At 55.3% G+C, this 26,803-nt stretch carries 11 protein-coding genes; 4 read left to right on the forward strand and 7 right to left on the reverse strand.

Annotated elements, in window-relative coordinates; all coding sequences use genetic code 11:
- Positions 1–58: 58 nt before the first annotated feature.
- The 5 genes from AC2FIS_RS07035 to AC2FIS_RS07055 all read right to left on the reverse strand — a co-directional run bounded on the left by AC2FIS_RS07035 (position 59) and on the right by AC2FIS_RS07055 (position 7,232).
- Positions 59–1,477 carry a hypothetical protein gene (locus AC2FIS_RS07035; protein WP_496772555.1) on the reverse strand — a complete coding sequence of 473 codons (1,419 nt, stop codon included), beginning with the start codon at positions 1,475–1,477 and terminating at the stop codon, positions 59–61.
- A 372-nt stretch (positions 1,478–1,849) separates the two neighbouring features.
- A complete protein-coding gene (locus tag AC2FIS_RS07040) occupies positions 1,850–2,521 on the reverse strand; it encodes a 4'-phosphopantetheinyl transferase family protein (RefSeq protein ID WP_496772556.1) in 672 nt (223 codons plus the stop codon).
- Positions 2,522–2,679: 158 nt separating this feature from the next.
- Complete coding sequence (locus tag AC2FIS_RS07045; RefSeq protein ID WP_496772557.1) at positions 2,680–3,777, reverse strand: glycosyltransferase; 1,098 nt, start codon at positions 3,775–3,777, stop codon at positions 2,680–2,682.
- Between the two features lie 27 nt (positions 3,778–3,804).
- Positions 3,805–6,024 carry a GumC family protein gene (locus AC2FIS_RS07050; protein ID WP_496772559.1) on the reverse strand — a complete coding sequence of 740 codons (2,220 nt, stop codon included), beginning with the start codon at positions 6,022–6,024 and terminating at the stop codon, positions 3,805–3,807.
- Complete coding sequence (locus AC2FIS_RS07055; RefSeq protein ID WP_496772561.1) at positions 6,021–7,232, reverse strand: polysaccharide biosynthesis/export family protein; 1,212 nt, start codon at positions 7,230–7,232, stop codon at positions 6,021–6,023. Before AC2FIS_RS07055 ends, AC2FIS_RS07050 begins: the two co-directional genes overlap by 4 nt.
- A gap of 347 nt (positions 7,233–7,579) precedes the next feature.
- Here AC2FIS_RS07055 and AC2FIS_RS07060 point away from each other — a divergent pair, with 347 nt between their 5' ends.
- The 3 genes from AC2FIS_RS07060 to AC2FIS_RS07070 are packed head-to-tail and all read left to right on the forward strand — an operon-like array spanning position 7,580 to position 13,234.
- Positions 7,580–10,075 (forward strand): condensation domain-containing protein, encoded by a 2,496-nt coding sequence (locus AC2FIS_RS07060; RefSeq protein ID WP_496772562.1) that lies wholly within the window; start codon positions 7,580–7,582, stop codon positions 10,073–10,075.
- Positions 10,065–11,606 carry a glucosamine inositolphosphorylceramide transferase family protein gene (locus tag AC2FIS_RS07065; protein ID WP_496772563.1) on the forward strand — a complete coding sequence of 514 codons (1,542 nt, stop codon included), beginning with the start codon at positions 10,065–10,067 and terminating at the stop codon, positions 11,604–11,606. Before AC2FIS_RS07060 ends, AC2FIS_RS07065 begins: the two co-directional genes overlap by 11 nt.
- Complete coding sequence (locus AC2FIS_RS07070; RefSeq protein ID WP_496772565.1) at positions 11,603–13,234, forward strand: glycoside hydrolase 5 family protein; 1,632 nt, start codon at positions 11,603–11,605, stop codon at positions 13,232–13,234. Before AC2FIS_RS07065 ends, AC2FIS_RS07070 begins: the two co-directional genes overlap by 4 nt.
- A 15-nt stretch (positions 13,235–13,249) precedes the next feature.
- Here the strand turns inward: AC2FIS_RS07070 and AC2FIS_RS07075 are convergent, their stop codons facing one another.
- On the reverse strand, positions 13,250–22,825 hold the full coding sequence (locus AC2FIS_RS07075; RefSeq protein WP_496772566.1) for an amino acid adenylation domain-containing protein: 9,576 nt from the start codon (positions 22,823–22,825) through the stop codon (positions 13,250–13,252).
- 1,067 nt (positions 22,826–23,892) lie between these two features.
- Between AC2FIS_RS07075 and AC2FIS_RS07080 the strand changes: the two genes are divergently transcribed.
- Positions 23,893–24,858 (forward strand): GlxA family transcriptional regulator, encoded by a 966-nt coding sequence (locus AC2FIS_RS07080; RefSeq protein ID WP_496772568.1) that lies wholly within the window; start codon positions 23,893–23,895, stop codon positions 24,856–24,858.
- Between the two features lie 31 nt (positions 24,859–24,889).
- Here the strand turns inward: AC2FIS_RS07080 and AC2FIS_RS07085 are convergent, their stop codons facing one another.
- Positions 24,890–26,758 carry an adenylate/guanylate cyclase domain-containing protein gene (locus tag AC2FIS_RS07085; protein ID WP_496772570.1) on the reverse strand — a complete coding sequence of 623 codons (1,869 nt, stop codon included), beginning with the start codon at positions 26,756–26,758 and terminating at the stop codon, positions 24,890–24,892.
- Between the last annotated feature and the right edge of the window lie 45 nt (positions 26,759–26,803).

Consider the following 26,803-nt stretch of genomic DNA (forward strand, 5'->3'; position numbering starts at 1 on the left):
GTCGCACAATCGGAAACAGTTTTGCAGGTGGAGTGGGCACTGTAGCGGTGAGGCAGAATCACATGCGGCTTGAGTGCGCAGTATCTAGCTGAGTCTGTGGGTTTGACAAATAGAGCCCATATGCGCGTTCACGTGCAGCGACGCACAACGCTGTGACGGCCATCAGGAAAAGCGTCGGGTCCGGTGTGGTTGCCGAAACCAGCATGGCAGTCATCAAGGTCAGCGCGCAGACACGGCCAGCACAATACAGCCGCAAAGTGCTGCGATCAGCTCCGCTGATTGGCGAACCAATGGCACTAACAAGAAACAGCGCAAATGCCGCCGTACCGACAAGTCCAACGCTTCCCAAAAGAACCGATCCAAGGCCATTGCCGCGTAGTGATCCCACGCCAGCCCCTAACCCCCAAGTTTGCACAAACGCGTTCAACGCACTTGCTGACCAGGCTCCTCTCTCTCGACCGGACAAAGTGTCAAGTTTGGAAAAGAGCAACTGATCCAAAACGTTCGAAACACCATCGGCGACAGACGGGAACAAAAAAGATGCACTCACAAAGATCGTCAGTGCCGACAATCCTAAAACCAGAAAATGCCCGAATACGCGGGACATGTTAAACCCAAGGAACATTCTGAAATGAAGAAGGACAAAAAACACGCCACCAGCGATAGCCAACACACCTGTACTAGATACGGCAAGCAGGGCACCCAGCAAGTTGGCCACGGCCAACACACCATGACTTTTGTTTCTGACAATCAGATAGGACATCAGGAAATAGCTAAAGAATGCGGCCGAGGCCGCGCCATAGTTGGACGCCTCGGAATAACCCCCAATCACCCGGCCAAAGCCTCCGATCACGGTTTGCTCGTTTAGAAGGGCGTAGTCTGCTGTCCTGAAAATGCTGAGCACTGCATCGGCCTGCAGAAAGTCAAACAACCCCAAAATAGCATTCAACGAAGCGGCCCAAACCAATCCAATTTCGACAAATTCTACGCCCCTCCGTCTGGCAACGGCCAATGTCGCCAGAAAAAAAGCACAGGACAGCAATATATAAAACGCCTGCGCGATGTTCGAACTTGAGGTCTGCAGCGGAACCATAACAGAGGAGAAGAAGTTGCTGACTTGCGGCCCGTCGAAGGTGACGTTCATGGGAAAGACCGAAAAGCTTCCTTGAAAAAGCCGCACCAGAACCAGCGCCGAAAAGGCAGAATACAATGCAAAAATCAACAGGAAGAGACCGGGCGTCGGAAGCGACAGATGTTCGGCGGGCGAGGCACTTGCTAGTCGGCGCAACACCAAGAGTGCGACCGAAAAGATGGCCAGCAGATTGGCCATGATGATGGACAGATCTCCTACAACCAGAGCCGCGAACATGCCAAACGGGATCACCGCAATGGCCATCAGGATGCCGTTATCGACATTTTTTATGCTAAGCCAAAGCCACAGCAACAAAAACGCGGCTGCTGCAGGAAAGACAGCCATTTTGGTCCTCGCTCACGGTTTCAGCGCGCAATCAGGGATACGCGAAACTGTGTTTAAATCCGTCTGGTTCAATTAATCTTATCATCAGATAATTGAGCATCACCGCCCTCAGGGACACAGATCAAGAAAAATTTTCAGCTGTTTTCGCCATGTCTGGCCGCACAACTCCGAAATCGGTCGTGGAAAGCTACGTGCGGCAAGAGCGCTAACGCGAGCCCGAAAAGCCGGATTAGGCTGAGTTAGCGAGTACTTTTCGCGTCCCCAGATTGTAGCGGTTAGGAGGTTTCGGGCGTCACTCACGCGATCTCGACGCATTCCGGATTGGGACAGGTTACTAGTATGGGTTTCTTTTTGCAGTCTCCAGGCGGAGTTTTAATCGGCTTCCTGCCAAACCAACTTAAGTGGTTCAACAACATCCCGCAGGGCCAACGCTCCAACCCAACCCGACGTTGGCGCGAGATGCACCAATGACCACCGTGCTGGGCTATCCCCTTCGATCCGGGTTAGCTGTACGGGGCCATCAGGAGCGAGTGTCACATCGAAAGTGTCGAGCGGCATAAACAAACCGTGGCCCAGCAACTTTAAGACCGCTTCTTTTCTGGTCCAACACTGAAAGAAACCCTGCAGCCAACTGGACGGCGGCAGACCTGACAACTCAGCGTATTCGGCTGGGGAAAAATGGTGTCTTGCTACCGCCTCTTCGATTGGTCTTATCTTCTCGATATCTATCCCAAGACTGGTCTGTTCGCAAACAGCCAGAATTGCCCGACCACCAGAATGGCTGAGGTTGAACTCCGGCCCGGTCTTCAACATCGGTTTTCCGTTTGGGCCATATTCAAACGTGACTGACCCCGCGCCGAGACCAAGGTATTGCCCAAGGATTTCGCGCAACCTGGCCCGGCCCGCTATATACATGCGTTTGTCGCGTGGTTTCACAAAACGGTTCGCGCGCTGGATTTCATCATCCGACAGGCACTGGCTGAGACGGAGGCTCTGAGCCTCGGGGACATCCAGTGACCATTGCCAAATGTCAATCTGGGGCACGAGCGAACTCCAATTTCCCGCCTATAGACATGCTCAAACTGAACACAGAATGTGCGCGATCACACAACTTTATTCGATTTTACCTCGGTAATGTGCGTCGAAGTTGTGCTGCCGGGGCGAATTCAATTCATCATGGCTTGTTCGCATTACCAACTCCTTCACTGGGCCAAATCGCTCAGAACCGTATCTGTAACACTCGAGAATTCCCGGCGAAACCGGTCAGCCCCGAAACCGCTTGCATGTTTGCTGATATCCAACGGGTCGAATTGTGCTGCTTCGAACCGTTTGATTGCGTCCGCTATTGAGGCCGTCGACTGATCCTCAAAAAACAAACCGGTGCGTCCGTCGATAACACTGTCGCGCACACCGCCGCGTGAATAGGCCAACACCGGCGTGCCGCAGGCCATGGCTTCGACTGGAACGATGCCGAAATCTTCCTCGGCCGGGAAAATCAATGCTCTGGCCGATTGGTAAAGGCCCGGCAGCGCTTCGGCGGATATTCGGCCCAATAGTTGTACGTTGGGTGGCAGGTTCCGCTCAAGCTCGGTGCGTTGTTCGCCGTCTCCGACAACCAGTAATGGCCGGTCCAGCCCCCGGAACGCTTCAACCACCAAGTCCGCCTTCTTGTAAGGCACAAGTTCAGAAACAAAAAGATAGTGCCCGCGCTCGGCCACTTGGTTGGGCAGGTGATAGGACGTCAGATCAACGGGCGGGTGCACAACTTGCGCTTCGCGGTGGTAATAGCGGCGAATGCGTTGGGCTACGAAACTGGAGTTTGCAATAAATTGGTCGACACGCGCGGCCGAGCTCACATCCCACATTCTAAGCCGGTGAGACAGGTGTGAAAAATACATCTGTTCAAGCCGGGACAGCCGCGCGCGATAGGCACCGTAATGATCCCAAATGTATCGCATCGGCGAGTGGGTATAACAGATATGGGGTGTGCCAGGCGGGACAATAACACCTTTGGCCGGACCGCTCTCAGACGAAATAACCAGATCGTACCCGGACAAGTCCAGTTCTTCGAGAGCACGCGGCATGAGCCCCAAGTACTTTTGGTAATGTCTCCGTGCACCAGGCAGCTTTGCAATGAAGGTTTCTGTAATCGGGCGATCATTCAGCAGGTCAGACAGTTTTTGGCGATCCGCGACATGGGTGAAAAGATCCGCCTGCGGATAGAGTTTCACCAACTCTTCCAACACGCGCTCGCCCCCGCGCATTCCAACCAGCCAGTAGTGTACAATGGCAACCTTCATAAACGCACTTTTTGACGAAAACCTGTTTTAGTAATTGTATTTGTAGGAATACGTTCCAAGATCACGCGCTGCTGCATCGCCGCGGCGAACCATACTCATCACGGTGCCGAATACCGGCTCGCCGTTTTCCTCAAGCCGTATGATCGAGTTTCGCACGACCTTGGAGGGGGTTTTGCCGCTGCGCACAGTGAAGATCGTTGTATCGACGTGCTTGGTCAGCAACACCGCGTCGGACAAATGAAGGACAGGCGGCGCGTTTACAATCACGACGTCGTAACGCGAGCGCATGCGGTTCAACAAACCGGTGAACAAATTGGACGATAACAAATCGGCGGCGTTGGCGCATTCCACTAAAGGCGAAATCACATCAGCACCCGCCAATTCGGAATGAACCGGCAAGTCCTTCAGTTTTTCTTCACCGTTCAGGTAGCCGACCAGACACGCGCCCGCAGAAGGCAGTGCCAGTGCTTTGCGCACATCGGGATGACGCAAATCTGCATCCAGCAATAGCACCGATGAATTGGTTGCGCTGATCGTCCGCGCCAATGCGCAACATAGCGATGATTTCCCCTCAGCAGGAAGAGAAGACGTCACCATAATTACTTTGGGCTGACGTGTCTTGCTGAGCCCAAACAGACTGGTCCGAACGGTTCGGACATTCTCCATGAATGATGAATACTCGGCGCCCGACAGTTCATTACGCAGCCATTTGTACTTGTTGCCAAAGTGGCGAACATATGGAAGCAGGGCCAGGTTGCGGCGGTGGGTCAGCTCCTGCAACTCGTTGGCCGTATTGACCGGCGCTCGGATGAGATTGCGCAGGAAGACAAATCCGGTTGCGGCGGACAAACCGAACACAAAAGCCACGATGATGTGAAGCGTCTTGCGCGGCCCGGATGGAACAGTCGGTACCTCGGCGCGGCCGATGACCCGCGCCTCGGGCAGTTGAAAATCTGCCTGTGCGCTGGTTTCCTTGAACCGGGACAGGAAGTTTTCATATACCAGACGTGTTGCGTTCGCCGCGCGTTCCAACTGGCTCAACCGAACCGATGCCTTGGCCAAAGAATCCGCTCTCTCGGAAACCACAGCGATTTGTTGGCGCAACGCGGCCTCGCGGTTCGTGGTCACGATGACTTCGCCCCGCATTTCTTCAATGCGTCTCTGCAATTCGGTGTCGATCGTTCTGTCTGTGTTTGCAATTTGGGCCTTAATACGCACCATGTCCGGGTGCTTGCGGCCCAACGTGCTTGCCAATTGCGCTTGAGACGCGGTCAATTCCGCCCGTTGTCGAATCAATGTCTCCAGCAACGGTGAGGTCACGACATCTGACACCGCCTGCAAACCCCCATTCGACTGCAAGGCCTCGACCTGAGTCAGCCGCACCTCTGCATCAGCGCGCTCGGTCGCACTGCCGACCAGCCTGGTATTGAGTTCGGCCAAAAGTTGATTGATATTTTCTTCGTTGCCATCGGCGACGTCGATCATCTTGGCCTTGAAATCGACAACCGCGGCATCGGCGGTTTCTAACTGACTGCTCAGCTCGGCCAGCCTGTCCGACAGCCAGGAATTGGCGCGTAGCGTGGCGTCCAATTTCGCATCAAGCTGGCTTTCGATGTATTGATTTGCGATCGCGTTCGCGACATCGGCAGCCAGTACCGGATTGATATTCCGAAAGCTGATCCCAATCACATATGAGACACCGATCTGCTTGACCGTCAAATCCTTGCGCAGTTTATCAACGACCATTGAACGCAGAATGTCCTCGGACATGGTGGCCGCTTTGACATGGGCAGGATCATCCCCCCGAATGAGACGTTTGGCCAGTGAAAACGGATCTTCACGGCGCGGCTGGCGTGGGTCGTATTGGGGATGGTTCAACAGTCCCAGTTCATCGACCACTTTGCCAATCAGGACATTCGACCGGATGGTCACAACCTCTCCAGCCAGTACTGAACTGTTGATGTTCAGGTCCGAAATCACGTCTTCCGCGGGCGAGATGCTTTCTTCGCGCGTGTCCAGAATGACCTGTGAATAGGCCGTGTAGACCGGTGGAACAAACAGCAGGTAGATGTACATTGCAATCACGCAGCCAATCGCAACTGCCGCAATCAAACGTGCATTCACTCGCAGTATGGTGAACAGGTACATCACGTCGATTGGCTGATATGCGAAAAAGCCGGGATCGACTTTAGTAGGAATCTGGGCTTCGTGCGCTCCTGGGTGGGCCGGGTTTCTACGTAGATTCATTGCGGATCACCCAACATTTCGGGCGGCTTCATCACGATGACCAGCAGATCGCCCGGTGACAATTCATCATCAGGTTCAAGGTTTAGCTTTCGAACTCCACCACTTTCGCGCCGCCGCACCTGATATTCCAACAACACTTCTGTCTCTAGGCCAGAGGCAGCCGCCATCCACTGATCCAAAAGCGCCAGCCGGTCTTCGATCGATTCCCGGTTAGAAATCAACTTGTTGATCTCACTCCAATATCTCTGGGTTTCGGTCAGACGCCGCTGTTCGAGATCCGAGTCGAACTGGGACAGACGCCCTTCCAACGAGGCCCGTTCCATCATCGCCTCGGATTGCCTTTCGCGTTGGTCCAACAGATCGCTTTCAGCGCGCGAAACACCCAGTTCGAACCGCCTTACGTCAAACTTGGGGATCAGGCCACGCCCGGCAAGGTCAAGCATCCTCGTCATTTCCAATTTCGAAACGCTCACGATTTGGCGTTGAACCTTTTCGCGTTCCTGCATGATCGAAACCTGGTTCTCTGCCTCATTGAGGGCTTGTGCCAACGAGGTGCGCTGCACCGTTGCGTTTTGCGTTTCGATGGCAATGACCTGATCTTCGCTTGCCTTATGCTCTTCAAACAATTCACGGTTCACACCTGGGCGCAGATCTGGGGGCAAGCTGGACCAGCTGAGGCTGGCCTCCCCCTTCAACAACGCCTGCGCACGGGCGTATTGTGCAGCGACCAGTGCGAGGTCGTATTCGAGACTGTTCAACATCCCCTTCAGGTTGCGCCGTTCAAGGACGCGGGCCTCTTCGTTGTTTGCGGAAACCGACGGCCCACCGGCCATTCCAACGGCTTGCTCGGCTGTCATGAAGGGTTGGTAGTCGAAATTTCCGGGGTCTCGAACGTCACCCAAAACGGAAATTGGTCGGAAACTGGCGATAGATAACTCGACCGAGGGGTTCACGAATATCTCGCGCTGCACATAGGTGCGTTTGATCAACTCTCGTGCCTCGCCTACCGCGACGGACGCGACCTGCAGGCCGCCGATAAAAGGCAACTGTACCTCACCGTCGCGTCCCACAGTGAAACGTTGCGGGGGGTCGTTGTCATCGAGTATATCAAGCTCGAGCTCGTCGCCGACATGTATCAGATAGCCGTCCGGAGTGGTGGCTTGGGCATCGCCCACACCAAAAGCTGCGCTAGTAAAAAAAGAAACCACGCAAACGCCACGCACGGTTTTCCGCACTACGGCCAAACTAAAACCCTCAAGCCAACTCATCGAATCGCTTACAACTAAATAACAAGACATTCATGATACCGATTTATTGTGGTCTGTCAGGATCGTTTTGCCTACAAAAAATACCAGATCGCGTGGCAGACCCCCGATTATTAAGTTTTATTTGACCGGTTTTGTTTGACTCGTGTGATCCCCACGGTGAAACTCTTTACCAGTTATGAGTAACCGCATTTGCCCTGTTCGCAGCACGCTGGAAAGTTTTGCCAGCTAACGCCTGCAACGTTTATTTTTCCGTGTCCGGGGCAATGGGGACTGCGGAGTTTTTTACGATGAAAGCATTACAACAACAGCAGATTATTGGGACTTTTCCAACGTCCGTTACCCAAAAACGATGCTGGTTCATGGAACAGATACACCCCGGAAATAAGGGGTTGAATCTGGCCGTCCGCTGGGAAGTGCACGGGCCCGTGACAAGCGACATTGTTCAAGCGGCGTTTCAAAAAATCGTGGACCGGCACGAAATCTTTCGCACGCGTTTTGTCGAAAAAGACGGCGAGCCATTGCAAGAAGTGGTTGCCCATGTTGATTTCAAACTCGACCTTGTCGACATTCGAAACGTGCCCGCAGAAAATCGCAACGCGCGAATTGACTCGATTGCGATTGCACACGCTGAAGAACCATTCGACCTATCTACGCCATGTTTGTTTCGTGTTGCGATGGTCCCGTTAGAGGTTGATCGCGCGGCTTTACTGATTTCAGTGCATAATAGCGTGTTCGATGGGTTCTCGATCGGGGTGCTGGGTTATGAGTTAGGAACCAATCTAAAGGCGCTGCTGGCTGGGCAAGCACCAGACCTGCCAGACCTGCCCCTGCAATACGGTGACTATTCGATGTGGCTTGCAGATTACGAAGCCAGCGGTGCCATGGATGAAGAAATTGCCTATTGGCGGAAGACTCTGCGCGGAATGGAGTATTTCGAGCTTCCGCTTGATCATCCGCGTGTGGCCGCCGAGCCCAATAACCGGTCGCTGACCAAAGACCTGCCCGACGATTTTGAAGCCAAACTCGCGGAAACAGCGAAAGAACTGGAAACCTCGGTCTTTGCGTTGGGAGTATCAGCATTTAGCGCCGCACTCGAGCGGTTTTCCGGGCGCAGCGGCGTTAGCTTTGCCATTCAGGTTGCCGGTCGGATGGAAATTGATCTGGAACCGTTGATTGGGATCTTCACCAACCCGATTGTCATGCGTGCCGATGTAGATGCACACAAGTCCCTGATTGATCACAGCCGGGCAACCCGCGATATCGTGAACGGTGCTCTTGCCCACCAGACACTGCCATTCGACAAGTTGGTGCAAACGTTGAACCCGCCCAGGGACCCTTTGAGGATCCCTTTAGTTTCAATCATGTTCAACCTCCAGCGCGCTTTTCTGAAAGAACGCGCCTATGGTGACATTGAACTGGTATCGATTCCATCACATTCACCCGGTACCTTGTACGACCTCAACTTCAACATCGTCGGGCGCAACTCGGGTTGGTGCATGATGGTTGATTACAACGCGAATTTGTTCGACGAGGCCACGGTTCAGGCTTTTTGCGACCTATTGCTAGAGATTTTCCAAGCCCTGATGCAGCGCGATACGGCGCCGATTTCGGCAATAGCGTCTGTTCGTTCGCCCCAGAAAAATTCAGAACCTCTGAAGGTTGACACCACAGTGGGGTTTGCAAAGCCCGTGCCGCCGCCCAACACGATAAAACCTCGCCTCGCGGCGCTTTGGTCTGACATGCTGGCGCTGCCTGTTGATCAGGTGGACGGTGATTTCTTTGATTTGGGCGGATATTCCGTGCTGGCGTTGCAAATGCTATCGCGCGTGGGTGAAACGTTCGGAACTCGGCCCACACTGCACGCGTTTCTGAATGATCCGACCTTGGACGGTTTGACAGGCATGCTGAGCCAGATCGAGCCAACCTTGGTGTCTCACGACCCCACGCCGTCGGTTCGGGAGTACAATGAAATCTGGGATATGGCCGAACTTAAGCCATCCTCGGATTCCGCGCCGGTGCTGCTGACTGTCAACCAACCGTTTCTCTATCACACATTGGGCACCGAGATTTATTCTGATTGTGCGGTCGCGAATTTGGGAATTGCCCATCAGGCGCAGCTTGCGACACTGACCAAGTCGGGATTTGATCCGGCAATTGAAAACGCCGCATCACTTGTCCAAAGCCGCTATGGCGGGCGTGAAATTATGCTCTGCGGGCTTTGCGTGGATGGGCGTGTCGCGCTTAGACTGGCGCAACAATTGCAGTCACTGGGCGAGGCTGTGCGCTGCGTTGCGATGATTGACACCTGGGCCCCGGGGGCGGTTCACCAGTTTTCCGGATTCCAACGCAAGCGCGACAAATGGGTTATTCGAATGCGCAGGCTGCGATACTACCTGGGCCTCAGATGGCGTGGAGAGATCGGAACGGCGGATCTGCTTGGCCAGTATAATTTCGCCCAACGCGCCCTGTCGCCACTGAAACTCGTACCGACAAAAACCAACACTGCCGAGCTGGTCGATGACACCGTCGATGTGTTGGTCGACTTGACCCGGTCCTATCGGTTTCAGCCGTACCAGGGCGAAGTAGTTCTTTTCACGACCCGGTCTCAGGCCATGGTTCCCAAGGACGGTATCTTGGGGTGGTCTGATTTGCTGTCGGCGGATACCGCGGTTTACCCGGTCAATGGCTGGCATGGGGATTCCCTGATGCGATCAGGGTTTGATAAGATTTCCAAAGTGCTGGACGCCAAAGCTGGTCGATTGGACAACGGCCGTGCGGATTAAACAACTGCGGATCGCGCTTGTCACGCCTCGGGAAGGGCTACGCCTGCAAGACTGGCAGGCGTTGCTGATTGACCGATTGCGGAGCGACGGGCGCTTTGAAATCACCGGCCAAATCATTGGAGGTGATGACAGGCAAGACCCTTCGGGTACGTTCCTGACACGGCTTGTGAAACTCGCCGAAAACATGATGGCGGCACATCGGATCCTGCCCTACGATACCCAGCCTGCTGAAGACTACCTCGCTGCTTTGCCGTATACGCAGGACCGGGCAGAGCTTGCTCTGGCCCTTGGTCCAGTGTCGTTGACGGATTACCAGCTTGCGCAATTGACGCTTGGCGAATGGTCGGTGACCTATGGCGGCATGGCGGATCCGTTCAACGCGTCCATGGTGTTAGGCGCGACATGCGCCCCGCGGGTTGAAGTCAATATCCTCACACGGTCCTACGAGGACCCCGCACTTAAACTGTGGCGGCAAACAAGTTACAACCGTAAACCGGGGGCCGCGTTGACCGGGGCCTTTGTCGCCGAAAAATCTGTCCTGTTTTTGATGCATGCGTTGGCAGGATTGGCACAGGATCAGTCGCTGCCAGATGCTGATGACTTGCTTCCAGCCGCGGCTGAAAAGCCAGAATTTGACTCGGCATGGGCATACGCAGGCAACTTTGCGTCTGTTGTTGCAGACAAACTCAGGTCTGAACGCCTGTCCCGATCCGGCAAAGCCCGTCATTTTTGGCAGTTGGGTAGCAGCAGTGGGTCCATTTCTGGTTTTCATCCACGTCAGGCAACGGCCCTGTCCCGATCCACATTTGTCATGGCCGACCCGTTCCTGTTCGAGCATGAAGGAACCCGGTGGGTGTTTTATGAAGCGATGAATGCCGACAATCACAACGGCTGGATCGAAGTCGCGCGCCTGAACGGGGATTGTCTTGAACAACCCGTCACCGCCTTAAAGCGCCCTTACCACCTGTCTTTTCCTTTCGTATTCAAGGACGAAGACTCCATCTACATGATGCCCGAAACGCAATCTGCCCGGCGGCTTGAAATTTGGCGAGCAACCCGGTTTCCAGACGAATGGGAACTGCATGCGACAGCTTTTGAGGGGCAATTTCTGGCTGAATCCAGCCTGTTTCGCGACGATGACCGGCGCTGGTGGCTGTTGACCAATTTGTCTGACCATTATGCCTTTCAGGATCATTCGAGCGAGCTCTACCTTTTTGAAATCGACGGGCCGGACTTGGGCAGGATCACTCCTCACCCGGATAACCCAGTCGTATTTGGCTCTGAATCCGCACGAAATGCGGGATCTGTTATCCGACAGGGGGACCGGTTGTTCCGACCATCCCAGAACAACAGCCATGGCGTATATGGCTATGGCCTGAACATTATGGAAATCCTGCGTCTGGACGAAACCGGGTACGAAGAACGCCTTGTCCGGCAATTCACGCCTGATGACAGGCCAGGGGTCAGCGGTATGCATCACCTGAGCGTTTCCGGCGACCAGATCGTCATGGACTGGAGTGGTGCAGAATGAACTGGCGTGCCGTAATACCTTCTCTATGGCTAGTCAGCGCGGCAATTGCCGAAGACGAACCGTTTCACTTGGGCGTTCAGACTCATATGGAGCAGGGATGGGCCAATTCGTCGATCCGCCTTGCCCGTGACATGGGTGCCACGCATTTGCGGGACGAAATCGGGTGGGCCACGGCTGAGAGGCAGCCGGGTGTTTACAGTTTTGATGTGGCCGACAGCTACATGTTGCCGATCATCAAGCAGGGCATGACGCCCTTGATCGTCATCACGGACACCAATCCGCTTTATGACAATGGGGACACCCCACACAGCAACGAAGGTCGCAAAGCGATGGCGGCCTGGATCAGCGCAATCTTTAGCCATTATGGCGTGGATAATGTGCAGATCGAAATCGGCAACGAAGTAAACGCCGATGATTTCGTCAGTGGACCATTTACCGAGGACCCGCCCGCCTATTTTGCTGCATTGGTTCGCGCGATCCGCGACCGGCTGGATCAGGATCATCCCACAGCCCGCATCATGTGCTCGGGTTTGAACACGATTGCCATCGGATTTTACCGAGGTTTTTTTGAAAGCGGCGGATTGGAATCTTGCGATGCAATTTCGGTTCATCCCTATCGGGACAACCCCGATACCCTGCTGATCGAGCTGAGTCGATTAACATTATTGATGCAGGAATACGGCGGCGCGCGTCCAATTTATGTGACCGAGTTCGGCCACTGGTTTGACGATCCTGATGATGCACCGGACTACATGGTCAAGATGGTCTCGCAATTAGCAGCATCCGGCGTCACCGATGCCTATTGGTACGCGCTGCTGGACGAGGAGTGGTGGCCAAACATGGGGTTGCTGGACGAGAGCGCCCAAAATCGCAAACCCGCCGCGGATGCGTTTGAATTGTTGCAAGGAACGCTTCTGCCCCTTGGACGCCCCGCCGCCCGCGACTTGACGGACACGGCCCACGTCTATGAGTTCGGAGAGGGCGGGAATGGCTTCGTGGCTTGGGGCAGCGGGGCGGAAATCGAAGTAACTGGCCCAGCCGAATACTTCGACACAAGAGGTCGACCGATTGACCCCATTTCCGAATTGTCCGATATCCCGGTGGTCATCACCGGACAAGGTCTTAAGGTTCGATTGACGTCGCCGGGCAACCTTGCGGATACGCAATACCAGTTCAACCAACCACCTTGGAGCTATTTTGCACGGCGTCCAGACATCGGGGTCGTTCCTCTGGAAATCATCGACTGGAGATGGCCCAGCTTTCGCGGTGCCCCCGATTTGTCCCCACTGAGTATCGGCTATAACGGCATTACAACAGCCCGGTTCAATGAAGAACCTTATTCAGCCATTGAACAGTTCACAGCCGAGACTGCTGGCCCGCACACTATCAGCGGCTGGTGGCAAGCCTCGGCAGAAACAGAGCCGTCGCGTTTGGTCATCCGCCACAACGACTCTGTGCTGAAAGAAGTCGACGTCACACAGGGCCGCTATACTCTGCCCAAAATCACTTTGGACTTGCAGTCCGGCGATGTCCTCGACTTCGAAATCGCTCCGACCGGCCCCAAGGGGGACGGCTTTACTACCCGACGGATCAAAATTTCGGGTCCGGTCATTCAAAAACCCCAATAATCCCATTGCGCCCGATTAAAGCCCGCGCCGCGCGCCGCGCCGATAGGATTTAAGGGACGGTTTGCGTGGCGCGCTGTCATCCTCGGTCCGGCTGTCTACAAATGCGGCAAGACGCGCAATCGAGGGGTACTCCAAAAGGTGCCGCGCTTCGACATTCAGTTCAGCGTCAATCATGCGTGCTGCAATCCGGAACACGGTCAGAGAATCCGCGCCAAGGGCAAACAGGGTCTGCGAGGTCGAGATATTCTCTATCTCCAATCCAGCTTCCCAGATTTTGGCCATCTTCTTTTCGGTTGGCGTGCTGGGTTCGGTATGTAGGGCCGTCACCGTTGCCTTCACATCAGGATCGGGCAGCGCCTTTCGGTCCAGCTTGTCATTGCCGGTTTTGGGCAAGCTGCGTAGGAACACCCAAGCCGACGGCACCATATAGTTGGGTAAACGATCCGCCAATGCATCGTTCAGCTGCGCGGGTTTGGGTTCTTGCCCAGGCGCGGCCACGATGTATCCAACCAACTGAGCGTCTCCGCGCGGTGATGGTCGCAACGCGGCAGCGGCAGCCTGAACGCCAGTGATTGCCCGCATCGCGGCCTCGATCTCGCCCAGTTCAATACGGAATCCACGCAGCTTGATCTGACCATCATTGCGTCCCAGAACCTGGATCGTGCCATCAGCAAGACGGCGGGCCAGATCGCCGGTTTTGTAGAGTTTGCGCGACCGCCCGTTCAGCGTCACGTCCCGGAAGGCGGTCTGGGTCAAGTCGTCCCGTCGGAAATACCCTTTGGCAAGACCTGCGCCACCAATGTTCAGCTCTCCGACTGCTCCGATCGGCAACGGCGAATTATCGGCACCCAGAATATGCAACTCGGTGTTTGCTATCGGATGGCCGATGGTGATCGGCCCATCGGGCTTAACTGAAGAGATTGCCGACCAGATGGTCGTTTCAGTCGGGCCATACACGTTCCAGAGGTCGGCGCCATTGGCCAGAAGTTTTTCCGCCAGATCCGCGGGCAGGGGCTCGCCACCTGCCAGTAGGGTCAAGTCACTGCCCGGTTGCAGTCCGGCCTCCAGCAACATGGTCCACAGGGTAGGTGTGGCCTGCATATGCGTGACATCGCCACGTTTTAGACGTTCGACCAACGGGAAGCCGCCTAATACATCTTGCTGCGCTGCGATCACAACCCGGCCACCCTGCAGCAAGGGCAGGAACAGTTCCAACACTGAAATATCAAACATTGTGGTCGTCACAGACAACATCACCGAGTTCTGATCGAAACCGGGCTCGTGCGCCATCGAAGTCAGTAAGTTGATAACTGAGCGGTGGCCAATCTCGACCCCTTTGGGCGTACCGGTCGAACCTGATGTGAAAATCACATAGGCGGTCGGATCGGCCTGATCCCTTATCACAGCCGGAACGCCACCTGGTTTGATCTGGTCAAATTGGAGCTCGGTCAGATCAAGGTCGCGCGCAAACTCTGGCAGCACTGGTTGATCATGCAGGATCGCTGCCACATCTGCCGCTTCAAGGATCATACGCAACCGGGACGCCGGTTGGGCATAATCGATGGGGACATAGGCGTTGCCGCTTTTCAAAACGCCAAGCAAAGCCGCCAAACACCGCACCGAGCGAGTCATTGCAACTGCGACGCGGCCGTCGGACCCATGCACATGCGCCTGAATATCAGCGGCAATCGCATCGCTCAGCCGATCCAGTTCGCTGTAAGTGAGCTTTTCGACATTGTCCTCGGCCGCGATCGCGTCACCACGGGCTTTAGCGGTCCCAGAAATAAGCTCGTGCAGTGTCAGCGACGGCGGCAAGTCCTCGGCCGTCTGATTGACGGTTTCCAGCATCCAGTCGCATTCTTCGGCGGGCTGAACTGCGATCTCGGACAAAGGCCGCGCGGTATCAGTGGCCAAGCCGGACAGGACCATTTCAAAATACCCGATCCACCGTAGGACTGTGTCTTCGTCAAAAACGTCGGCATTGTAGTCCACGTCAACACGCAAGCCGTCGCTACGTTCGACCACATTGAAGAACAAATCGAAATTCGCAGCTGTTTTGGGGTTGGGCGACATGGTTGCCCTCAGTGGTCCCATCTCAACGGCTTCGCCTAAGCGCTCGAGGTTGAATTGGATCTCGGTCAATGGAAGGCGGTTCAGCGTGCGTTCAATATCCAGGTCCCGCACAAGCGTACCATACGTGTATTCCTGATGATCGAATGCATTCATGACTTTGTCGCGCACCTGCGACAGAAACTCAGCCGTCGGGGCGGTTGGGTTTTGAACGGTGCGGATGGGCAGGAAATTCACGCAATGACCAACCAGATCACTGTTTTCCAGCAACGTCTGACCGCCGGTCGGTACACCCAAGACAATATCGTGCGACCCTGTCACGCGGCCGAACACGATCTGCAGCGACGCGAACAGGGTGGCAAACAATGTGCACCCATGCGCAGCACCAGCCCTTCGCGCGGTCTGGGAGATGTCCCCTGGTATGAAGGCCGTGCATGACGCGCCGGCGAAGGTTTTGATGGCAGGTCGGGGCCGATCGGTTGGGATTTCCGGCAGCTCAACCGCTTCTGTAAATTGCTCTTGCCAGTAGGCCCGTGTTGCTGCGGGCACTGGCGTGCTGGCATGCGCAACCGCATAGGCAGCAAACGAGGGTGCCGGTGCCAGATAAGCAGGTGTGCCGGTAACCTTTTCGGCATAGAACGCCGCCAGATCCGAACCCAGCACATTAAACGACCACCCATCGCACACGATGTGATGCGCGTTAATCACCAGCACATGTTCTTCTTGGGACAACCGGGCAAGAAAGGCGCGCAAAGGCGGCCCAGAAATCAAGTCGATCTCAGTCGACGAATCCCGTTTCAGAAGGTCATTTAAAGCCGCTTGGGGATCTGTCTGCGTACTCAGATCCTCTAATACAATCGGCAATTCGAACGGATCGAGGATGTCAAAGGTTTCTCCGGTTTTGGCGAAGACCATGCGCAACCCGTCATGTCGTTCGATCACCCTGTTCAACGCGTGCTGCAGCGCCGCTGAGTCCAGCGGTCCCTGGAGTCGCAGAGATGTGCTCTCGTTGAAACTGCAAGAGGCGCGCGCGCCAAGTTGGCTGGTCATCCAGACTTCTCGCTGCGCTTCGGTCAACGGGATAGCCTTCGTCGGCGATCCGGCTTTGGGCGCAGGCCGGGCGGCTATTGCTTCGCCATCGCTGGTCAGGATCCCGACAGATCTGAGCGTATCAATGCTGCTTTCGAACGCAGCCACAACCGCCTCGAAATCCTTTTCGGTATGGGCCGTCGTAAAGTAGCCTGGATAGCCAACCTGCAGGTGAATACCCGCCATCCTCATCAGCGGGAAGAACAGCGCTGCGTTTGGATCGTGATCCGTCAAGTTCGGAACGAACCAGCTGGAATACGTTTCCAGTAAGCGCGGCAGATCGCGTGCCTCGAGAATGTCGTTCATTTGATCGACGGCCTTGGCTGTGCGTGCGGCCGTGGCTTGCCACAGCTCCTGGCCGTGCGCTTCGATGTGATCCAGTGTGGCATCGACCGCAGCGACCACCAATGGATGGCGCACAAATGTTCCCGCAAAGAAGGTCGGAGACGCCTCGGGCACCGAGTCGTCGCCGTATTGCCACATGCCACCATCCAGTGCGTCCATGAACCGGGCGGAACCGGCCAGCATTCCAATGGGCATACCGCCCCCGATCACCTTGCCATAGGTTGCCATGTCCGCATGAATATCCCAGTCGCCCTGCATACCTCGGGGGCCAACACGGAAACCGGTGACAACCTCGTCAAACACCAGTGCCGTACTGTTTTGACCCGTGATCTCGCGTAGATCGCGCACAAAGTCTTTTGGACGAAGTTCGGGATGTCGGCTTTGCACCGGCTCAACGATAACGGCTGCGATATCGTCGATGTTTTCGCGGATCCACGTGACGCTTTCTGCAGCACCATAGGGCAGCACAACCATGTTGGACAGGCTGGATCGCGGGATGCCAGGCGCAATGGGCAGCGCCGCGGGGTTGTCACCGCCCCGGCTTTTGCCTTTGATCAGAACCTCGTCAAATTGGCCGTGGTAGTCGTTGCCGAAGACAACAATGCGGTCCCGACCTGTGACGGCGCGGGCCAAACGCATGGCGGCCATCACCGCCTCGGAGCCTGTATTGCAGAAGGTCGCTCGCTCGTGGCCTACGATTTTCGCGAATCTTTCTGCCACCGGACCGGCCAGATCACTTTGGGGGCCAATCGCAAAACCACGCTCCATCTGCTTGGCCACAGCTTCGACAACAAAGTCCGGAGAATGGCCAAACGCCGTTTGCCCAAATCCGTTGACCAGATCGATGAACTCATTCCCGTCGATGTCCCAAATCCGCGCGCCTTTCGATCGGTCGCCGACAATCGGGAACACCATCTCTTTCCACTCGGAACGGAAACCCGCAGCCGACCGTGGATCAGCCATGACATGCCTGTATCTCTGAACGTAGTCCTTGGAATTGGCGTGCCGCGCACTGACACGGGTTGCAAGGTCCTTCGCAAAAGCCAGTTGCTCAGGCGACAATTCTCCGCCGGATACGTTGGTCGCGCGCCCGATCGAAAATCCGGAACTAACCTCGGGCTCATTAGACGCTTTGGCGACGGCCTTGGTTTGCGTCGCGGGTGGGGCCGGTGTCACGCTGGCAGCATTTGCCGATGCTGTTGTCTGAACCTTGGACAGCATCTGAAGCTGCTGAGCAAACAGCGTCTGCATCGCAGAAAGCTGTGCCTGCAGGACTGAGGCAACGGATCCATCGCTGGGCGGCAGTGCACCTTCGATCAAAGTTGCTGCGGCCATAGGAGCGACAGGCGCTGCTTCACCAGGCGGTGCCGGAATAACCGGGTCAGGTTCCGAAACAACAGTTTCAACCGGCATGAAGTTATCCAGATAATCCACCACAGCTGCGGTTGACTGGTGATTGGACAGCAACTGACGGAATGTCAGATTGACCCCGTAGTCCGCATTTAGGCGCTGCGTGACTTGCCCAAGAAATAGTGAATCAAATCCAAGTTCCAAAAAGGTAGCCGACGCATCGTCCGGCCCAAGATCTTCACCTGACACATCGCTCAAAATGGCCAGAATTTCGTCGGTCAAACGCGGTTTGCGGTCAATCGGATTAGCAGGAGTAGAATTTGACACTGTGGATATCTCACTGGAACTGGAAACAGAATTTACTGGAATCGGGTGCTGAGTGGCGACAGCGATTTGCGGCTCAATTTTCGTTGGTGCGGGTGCATCCACCCAATGCAGTTTGCGCTGGAACGGATAGGTGGGCAGTGGCACACGTCTGTTGCTGCGCGGGCCGAGTTTGTCCCACTCCACGGTTACACCGCTGCTCCACAGCCGGCCCATTGCTGTTGCCATCGCTACTTCGTCGGTTTGCTGCCTTGTATGGTCCGGCAGGGATTGAACGATCGCAATTGATGCGTCACGGGACAAGGTTTGCGCACTGAATGCCGAAAGCGTGTTCCCCGCACCGACTTCAAGCAAAGCGATCGGTTCGTCGGTCGCAAGTTTAGAGACAGCCACACCAAAGTTTACAGCAGCCCGTGCTTGATTGGCCCAATAGTCCGGATCGGTGCATTCACCGTCGGTGACCCAGTCGCCAGTGACGCAGCTGACATAAGGAATTTGCGTTGGTCGCAACGTAAAATCTGAAATCGTGATTTTCAGTGTGTCGCAAACCGGATCCATCATGCGCGAATGGAACGCATGAGACGTGTGCAGGCGCGTGCAGGGTATGTCGGCTGCCTTCAGTCGATCCTCCATCGTGGCAATCGCGTCAAAATCCCCTGCCAGCACATTCAGGCGCGGCGCGTTGCACGCAGCGATATCGACAGATCCGTCCAAAAGCGCCTCAAGTTCGTCAAGCGGCGCACGAACCGACAACATCGCGCCCTCGGGCTGATCCTGCATCAACTGCCCACGTTTCGCGATGATCGACAGGCCGGTTTCAAAGTCCATCACGCCACCAATTGCCGCCGCCGTGAACTCACCAACCGAGTGCCCGATCATCGCCGCCGGGACTACTCCGCGATCCATCCACAAACGTGCGCAGGCGTATTGGGTCAAGAACAAAGCGGGCTGCGTCAGTCGGGTTTCGCGCAGCGCGCGCGCTAGATCCTGATCGTCGGGATCGCCAAAGCAAAGCATGGTCTTGACGTCCAGACCAAGAACAGGTCGCAGGATTTCCGCACCCCGATCAATCCACCGGGCAAATTCCGGTTCGGACCGATACAGCCCACTGCCCATGCCCGGGTATTGAGAGCCCTGACCCGGAAACATGAAGGCAACCGACGGGTTCCCCTGCAATACTGGTTTGCGCACGACCGGGGCCGCGCGCAGGGCTTTCACCACCTCTGCCCGATCAGATCCGGCCACGGCCTGACGGTATTCAAATTCGGCGCGTCCTTCCTGTAGCGTATAGGCGACATCGGCTAAGTGCGGCGCGTTGGGCTGCTCTAGCGCGTCAAAAAGCTGCTCTTGCATCTCAGCCAGCGCGTCCGGGGTCTTGGCAGACAGAACAATAGACTGAATACAGCCTTCCAGTGCATCACGCGGAAGGTCCGGTGCTTCTTCCATCACCAAATGCACATTGGTTCCACCAACTCCGAATGAACTGACGCCCGCCCGCAACTGGCCGTTCGGGGCCCACTCAGAAACAGAATCCGGGACTCTAAACCCCGATCCTTCCAGTTCGATCCTGGGGTTCAGCTTGCTGAAATTCGCCACCGGAGGGATTGTGCGGTGGGTCAGCATCAGTGCGGTCTTGATCACACCGATCACCCCTGCCGCCGCGTCGAGGTGGCCAATATTCCCTTTGACCGATCCCAGCGCACAGTAACCTTCGGGATGCGCATCCCCAAAGGCCTGACGCAGACCTTTGATTTCAATCGGATCACCAAGCGGCGTCGCTGTTCCGTGGCATTCGATATACGAGATGCTGTCCCGTGCAATGCCGGCATCCTCATGGGCGCGGCGGATGGCGTCCGCCTGTCCGACTACGGTGGGCGCAGTGAACGAGATCTTGTCGGCCCCATCATTATTGATGCCAACACCGCGGATCACGGCGTGGATATGGTCCCCGTCCTCGACGGCATCTTTCAAGCGCCGCAAGGCAACGACCCCGGCGCCATGTCCGAATACGGTTCCGCTGGCCTGCGTATCAAACGGACGACAAATCCCATCATCAGACGAAAGCCCGCCTTCCTGCGTGAAGTAACCGCGATTTTGCGGAAAGGTGATCGAGATCCCGCCGGCCAATGCCATGTCGCATTGACCGGACCGAAGGGCGATCATCGCCTGGGATATCGCGGTCAATGAACTGGAACAGGTTGTCAGAACCGTCATAGAAGGGCCTTTAAGGTCCAGCTTGTAAGACACACGGGTCGCCAGACAGTCGCCCAGATTACCGGTCACTTCAGAAAATTTTCCGGTCTGAAAACTCGATGTAAAGTCTTCTGATCCCTTGCGGTCACCCAGAACATTGTGAATCAGATAGGTGTTCATCGAACACCCCGCATAAACCCCCACTGGCAGGTCCATGCGCCAAGGATCGTGCCCACTGTCCTCTAGCGCGTGATAGCAGATCTCCAGGAAAATACGCGCCTGCGGGTCGGTGACGGCGGCCTCGCGGGCATGCATGCCAAAAAACTTGGCATCGAACATTCCTGCATCGGGAAGGCTTGGGCGGACAGAAACATAATTGTCTTTCGCTCGTTCTTCGACCGAGAAGCTATCGTCCAGCTCTTCTGCCGGGATGGGCCTGATCAAATTGTCGCCGTTTCGAATATGGGTCCAAAACTCATCCAGCGTGTTCACGCCGGGAATCTTTGTAGCCATGCCGACGATGGCAATTGCATCTTCCGGCAGGTCTGGTTGGGCAGAGGTTTTCTCCGGCTGTTCCGGCTGAGGATCTGCATTCGCCGCAACCGCAGGACTTTTCACCGCGAAGTCCGCAATAGCCTGAGATAACGACCGCAATCGCGGTGTCTCAAACATCAGGGTGACGTCAAATGTCACGCCCAAGCGCTTCATGATTTCAGCGCTTACGCTGATAAGTTGCAGTGATGTGCCGCCAGCTTCGAAGAAAGTTGCAGAATCGTTCAATGGACCGCAGCCAAGCTGTTCATCATAGACCTTGGCGATGACAGCCTGTACTTCGGCCGGGTCCATCTTGTTTCGCCTCGAGCGGAACGAAACATTGGTATCGGTTTGGGCTTCGTCCTCAAGTGCCTCGACACTTCGCGCCAACGCTTCGCGGTCGATTTTGCCGTCGACGGTCAAGGGAAATTCGGTCAGCACCCGGTTTACCTGTGGCAGGCAACCATCGGGTACGACTTTGGCCAGCTCATCCATCACATCGCGGATAAAGGCCTGATGATCAGTGGGCATTCCCTCCGCAGGTTTCAGGAATGCGGCGATCTGCTTATCACCTGTTTTCGCGGTGACAAGACCAACTGTGGCATCGACCAGCATCGGTAATTCACGCAGGCGGTGTTCGATCCCATCTAGCGCAAAATACTCGCAATGGCCGGTTGGCTGGTTATTGGGAATGGGCCGATCGTCAAGGTCATTCGATGTCAAAAGATGCATCGTTGTGAATACGGAATTTTCAGTCAGCCCATACCCATTTATGACTTCGATTTCCGGATAGGCATTCATCAGTTGACGCACATGCGAAGGAGACAGGACATCGCCCACGGCACCAAACTGTCGCAACGCGCCAAGCGCATCCAAGTGATGCTCGATCATCAGATGCGACAGCCCGGTATGGAAATAGGCGACGTTGACATCGTAACGCGAGATTGCTTCCGCCAGAACGCCCAGAGTAGGTTTCGGATCGGTGACAGCGGCAACCGCTCCACCGTTCAAAAGCGGCACCCAGATTTCCCAGGTCGAAACGTTGCAAGCAATGGTCGAGTTGGCCAGAGACACATCACCGGGTTTCATCTGGCCGGTCGGTTGGTCAAATCCCAAGCGGAAAATGGCCTTGTGGGTCAGAACCAAACCTGTTGGCTGTCCGTTTGATCCGGGCGTGTACATAACGCAGCAGGAATCTCCGCCTGCTCGGATCGGAAAGTCGTAACTGGCTGCGGGGTCAGATTTCAACATTTCCCAAATGTTCAGGCGCGGAATGTCGACTGATGCAAGCTCGACTGCCAAGTCTTCGTAGGGCTTTTCCCACAGGAGTGTCGAAGGTTTTGAATCCGCCACCACATAACTCAACTGCTTTGAATCACAGGCAGGATCCAATGGTACATACACTGCCCCCGCTCGCATTATGCCACACATCGTCAGGATGGCCTCTGGCGTGCGGCCCGTGATCATGACTACTTTATCGCCCGGCTGTACGCCCTGAGCCATCAGGTGACAGGCAATCCTGTCTGCCGCATCCGCCATTTCCGCATACGTATACTGCCGACCATCCCCCATAAGGGCGATAGAGTCTGGTACAATTGCACATACCCGCAGAAGGCTTTGATAGAGGTCCAGCGCCGGATCAAATTCCAATGAACGCAAAGAGCTTTCAGCAACACTATTTAACATAACAACCCCACACAACAATCAGAGGGGATTTCGCAGCGCAAGACGCGATAATTCCACGCCTTCGACACTTGCCCTACGAAATTTTCAAAACACCCCCTCAGGCGAAACACGTCGGCAAAAATTAACGAATTCGATTGAGATAAGGGTATTGCATGCCTGCGAGGCTGTCGACTCTTGGCTATGCCGGGGCGGGATCAGCGCGGATTGACGGCTGTCGATCTAAATCGGTTGAGGTGTATTGCATTGAAAAATAATGGTAAAATAACTCTTCGTCCCGACGGGTTTCACCCGAAGGCGGTGTCCGAACCTGACGTTCAACTTAGGGGCGCAGAATAATGTGGGAATTTGGGCTAAAACTGTTTCCCATTCGGACACAAAGGATTCCGCGCATCGCTGCCAGTGTTTCCAGGCTGAGCAATCCAATTCGTCAGAAACTAGATCACGAATCGATCCAGCAGCGAAGCTAACTGCCCGCCAAAACTCGGTCTTCCATCAATATGACATACTTGGGAAAGCATCGGCGAATTGCATATGGTTAGGCACCAAAAATGGGTGCGCCACGCACCATGAGGGACACAAACTTCTCGTTACGATGGCACCCTATGCTTTGGCCGATTACCGACGTTGAATGTTGTATCCGTTGGTGCCGTGTGAGCGTGTCGCGAAAAACCTTCGACTTATGGCGACCGTTTCCAACGGCAGGATCGGCAACGTCACCATTTATCAATTCCGACTGCTGAAAACTTGTTGTTTCCAACTGAAGTGTTCCCCACGTTGGATGGCCGCGTCGACCGCCAAGTCGCGAAATTCCAAGCCCGCCTTGCTCGCTGCTCCGGTCACACCTGTCACGGAAGCCATCCGGCTCCTGCATTTCGGTGCGTACCGTTGTGGTCGGAAGAGTTCGGTCGCGATAGCCTCTGCGATCGGGCACGCGGACTTGCTCCTTGCTTTCATTCCTGTGATCGGTTCAAACTAAGCCCTCGCCAATTGATGTTCGGCTGCCCTAAAGACGAAGCGGGTCTAATAAGGGGCTATCGCGCTGATAAAGAACAACAAGATCTCGTCGAATGTTAGCACCCACAGACAAATCGCAGACCGAACAGCAGATAACTTTCGAGATTTTTGTTCAGGCGGAGTTTGCTTACTTGGAGCTGTCGTCCATCATTGCCGTTTTGCAGACGGCAAACGATGTTCTCAACCGCGATCTCTTTCGGTGGCAGATTACGTCGGACACGCCCGGTCTGGTGTCCAGCTGCTCAGACCTGATTGTACGTGCAACGCCTGCCATCTCTGACCAGTATCTGAGCGATTGCCTGTGTGTCGTGGGCGGTCAGTTGGGAGATGTGAGCACATGGTTGCGACGCGTCCGGGCAATGCAAAAACACAAACGACCGGTTGCCTTGTTTTCGGACGCGGCACGCGAATACATCAAGGCGACAGTGCAACAATCCGGGCCAGTCACGGCACATTGGCGCGACATAGGTTTGCTGCGTGAGATTGGGGATTACCCCATGCTTTCTGAAAGTCTTGTTGCCCGAAATGGAACAGTGCTGACTTGCGCCGGGCACGGTCATACCGCCGAGGCGATCATCGGCATTCTGGCCGAGGTTCTTGAGCCTCAAGACAGGGCTGAACTGGCCTGTCAATTGATGCTGAACGACGTTCGGGGCCACGCGCAAGAGCAACCCAAAGGCCTGAGCGCGAACCCGAACTTCCTGGAAAAGCGGCTGCAAAACGCGATCCGCATCATGGAAGAAAACACCGAACACCCGTTGCCAACGGCCAGCCTTGCCCGCCGTGTGGGCGTATCCACCCGGCAGTTAGAGCGTCAGTTCATGCTGCACCTGAGCACATCGCCTGGAAAATTTTATAGAAAGATCAGGTTGAAAAAAGCGTTTACCCTGGTCTCGAACTCGCAAATGCCGATTATTGACATCGCCATTGCCTGCGGTTTTGCATCAACCTCTACGCTTGCCCAGACATTCAAGGCCGAATACGGCAAAACACCAAAACAACTGCGGCGCACGGAGTGACCTTTATATGGCCTCTGGAATTTCTTGCAGGTTATGCTGAGGGGCCAAGGGTCTTATCTGCATCGCAAAGGCGGTAGACATTCACTTTCCTTGAACGTCCTTTGACAGTGAATTCGCCACAGTCGATCAGATGAAAAGCCGGGCTGATCAGTCGGGCTGTGGCATCGCTGATCAAAATCCTGGTTTGCTCGTCACTTGGCAGCTCGCCTACCAGGGTTTCGATCCGGGCGCAGGTGTTCACCGTGTCGCCGATCACCGTGTAATTCATCCTGTCGACGGCCCCGATATTGCCGACAATCAGTGGCCCGGTGTGCACCGCGATTTTGACGCCGTACTCGACGCCAGCCTCAGCTAGTGATCGCTTGATTGCCATTGCAGCCCGGCAGGCGCGTTCGGCATGGTCCGTCTGGTCCTGGGGCGCGCCCCAGAACGCCATCGCCGCGTCGCCGATGTATTTGTCGAGCGTTCCGCCCTCGGCTTCTATACAGCGGTTCAGGATCTCGAAATGCCGGTTCAGCATTGCTGCCGTGGCTTGTGGCGTCATGGCCTCGGATGCGGGTGTGAACCCCACGATGTCGGCGAACATGACGGTCAGTTCGACTTCGCGTGGCAACACAAGGTTAGGGTCTCCGGTCTTTAGCATTTGCCGTACAAGGGTTCGGGGCAAATAAGTTTGAAACCAGCGCAGCCCGTCAAGCATCTTGTTGAAGGCCATAGCCTGAAGGTTCAGTTCTGAGACCCGAGAGGGGGGCAGGTGGTCGATCTGGTTCAGATTCAGCTCGCTGATTTTGATGGCCTCTTCAGTCGACCTGTGAATGGGTGCCGCCAATCGTCTGGCCAACACAAGCGCCGCAATGACCGAAGCGATCAGTAAACCAAGACTGACCAAGGCGGCATCACTTAGCCGGGACCATTGGTTGCTCCAATCGCTCAGTGGAGAATACTGCCCGATCACCCACGGCTCAGATCCGAAGCCGTTGACGATGCTTGTCAAAACCAAGTGTTCTCCGTCCAGCGCCTCGACCACATATCCGACAAATGTTCCATCGTTGCCCTGAAACTCGGGTGGTTGCATCAGCATTTGTGAGATGACCGCGTCATCAAGTGCAGCGACCGAATGCAAGGGGGCGTTTGAGCTTAACGTGTTTGCAGACAGGTTCAGCAATTTGGGATGGGCCAGAACGCGGTTGTCCCCGTACAGAACAAAACCGGTTGCCCCGTATTTCCCGCTTAACTCGTCGACCAGGCCCGAGAAATGGTGAACGGTAGAAGATACGAGCACGGCCCCGAGGAAAATACCGTCTTTATAGGCAGGTACAGTCGCTGAGATATGTGTCCGGCCCTGGTCAAAGAAGGGTTCGTTCCAGAACAAACCATCATAGCCTTTGACATCTTTAAGATACCGAAGCGTTCCTGCAGCCGGAGGCTCGTATGACGTTATAAAACGTGGCCCCTCAACGTCGGTGATATGTGTTGACATGAACAGGCTGCCGTCAGGATACACGACGGCCAGGTCGGTCAGATACGGGACCGAAGCCACCACGCCTTTGAAATAGGCTTTCAGAAAATCGGTGTCGTGCAGATCGACTTCACCCGTGCTTGCGTCTTGTTGAAGAGACTGTGCCAATTCCTCAATCGGTGTTGTCAGGCTGAAGATATCGTCTTCGATGGATTCGACGATCATCGCGGCAGAGGTGTTCAACAACTCCGTCGTGTTCTGAACATTGGCATATGTCGAAACCAACAGCACTGCGCCAGCCGATATTGCCACCAGCCCGCCAATGGTCAGCGCCAGCAGAGTGGAAATCCGGATTTTCAACTTTGTCTGGCGGTTGCTTTGCGCCCGGGCGCTTTTGTCGACCACGCCAGTGTGCTGCGTATGCTTGTCTTCGTTGACCATCTTTGAACGATATTTAGCTTGGCGACCCGTTACAACGCCTCGTTG

It is taken from the genome of Ruegeria sp. CDSB113, from assembly GCF_059611045.1.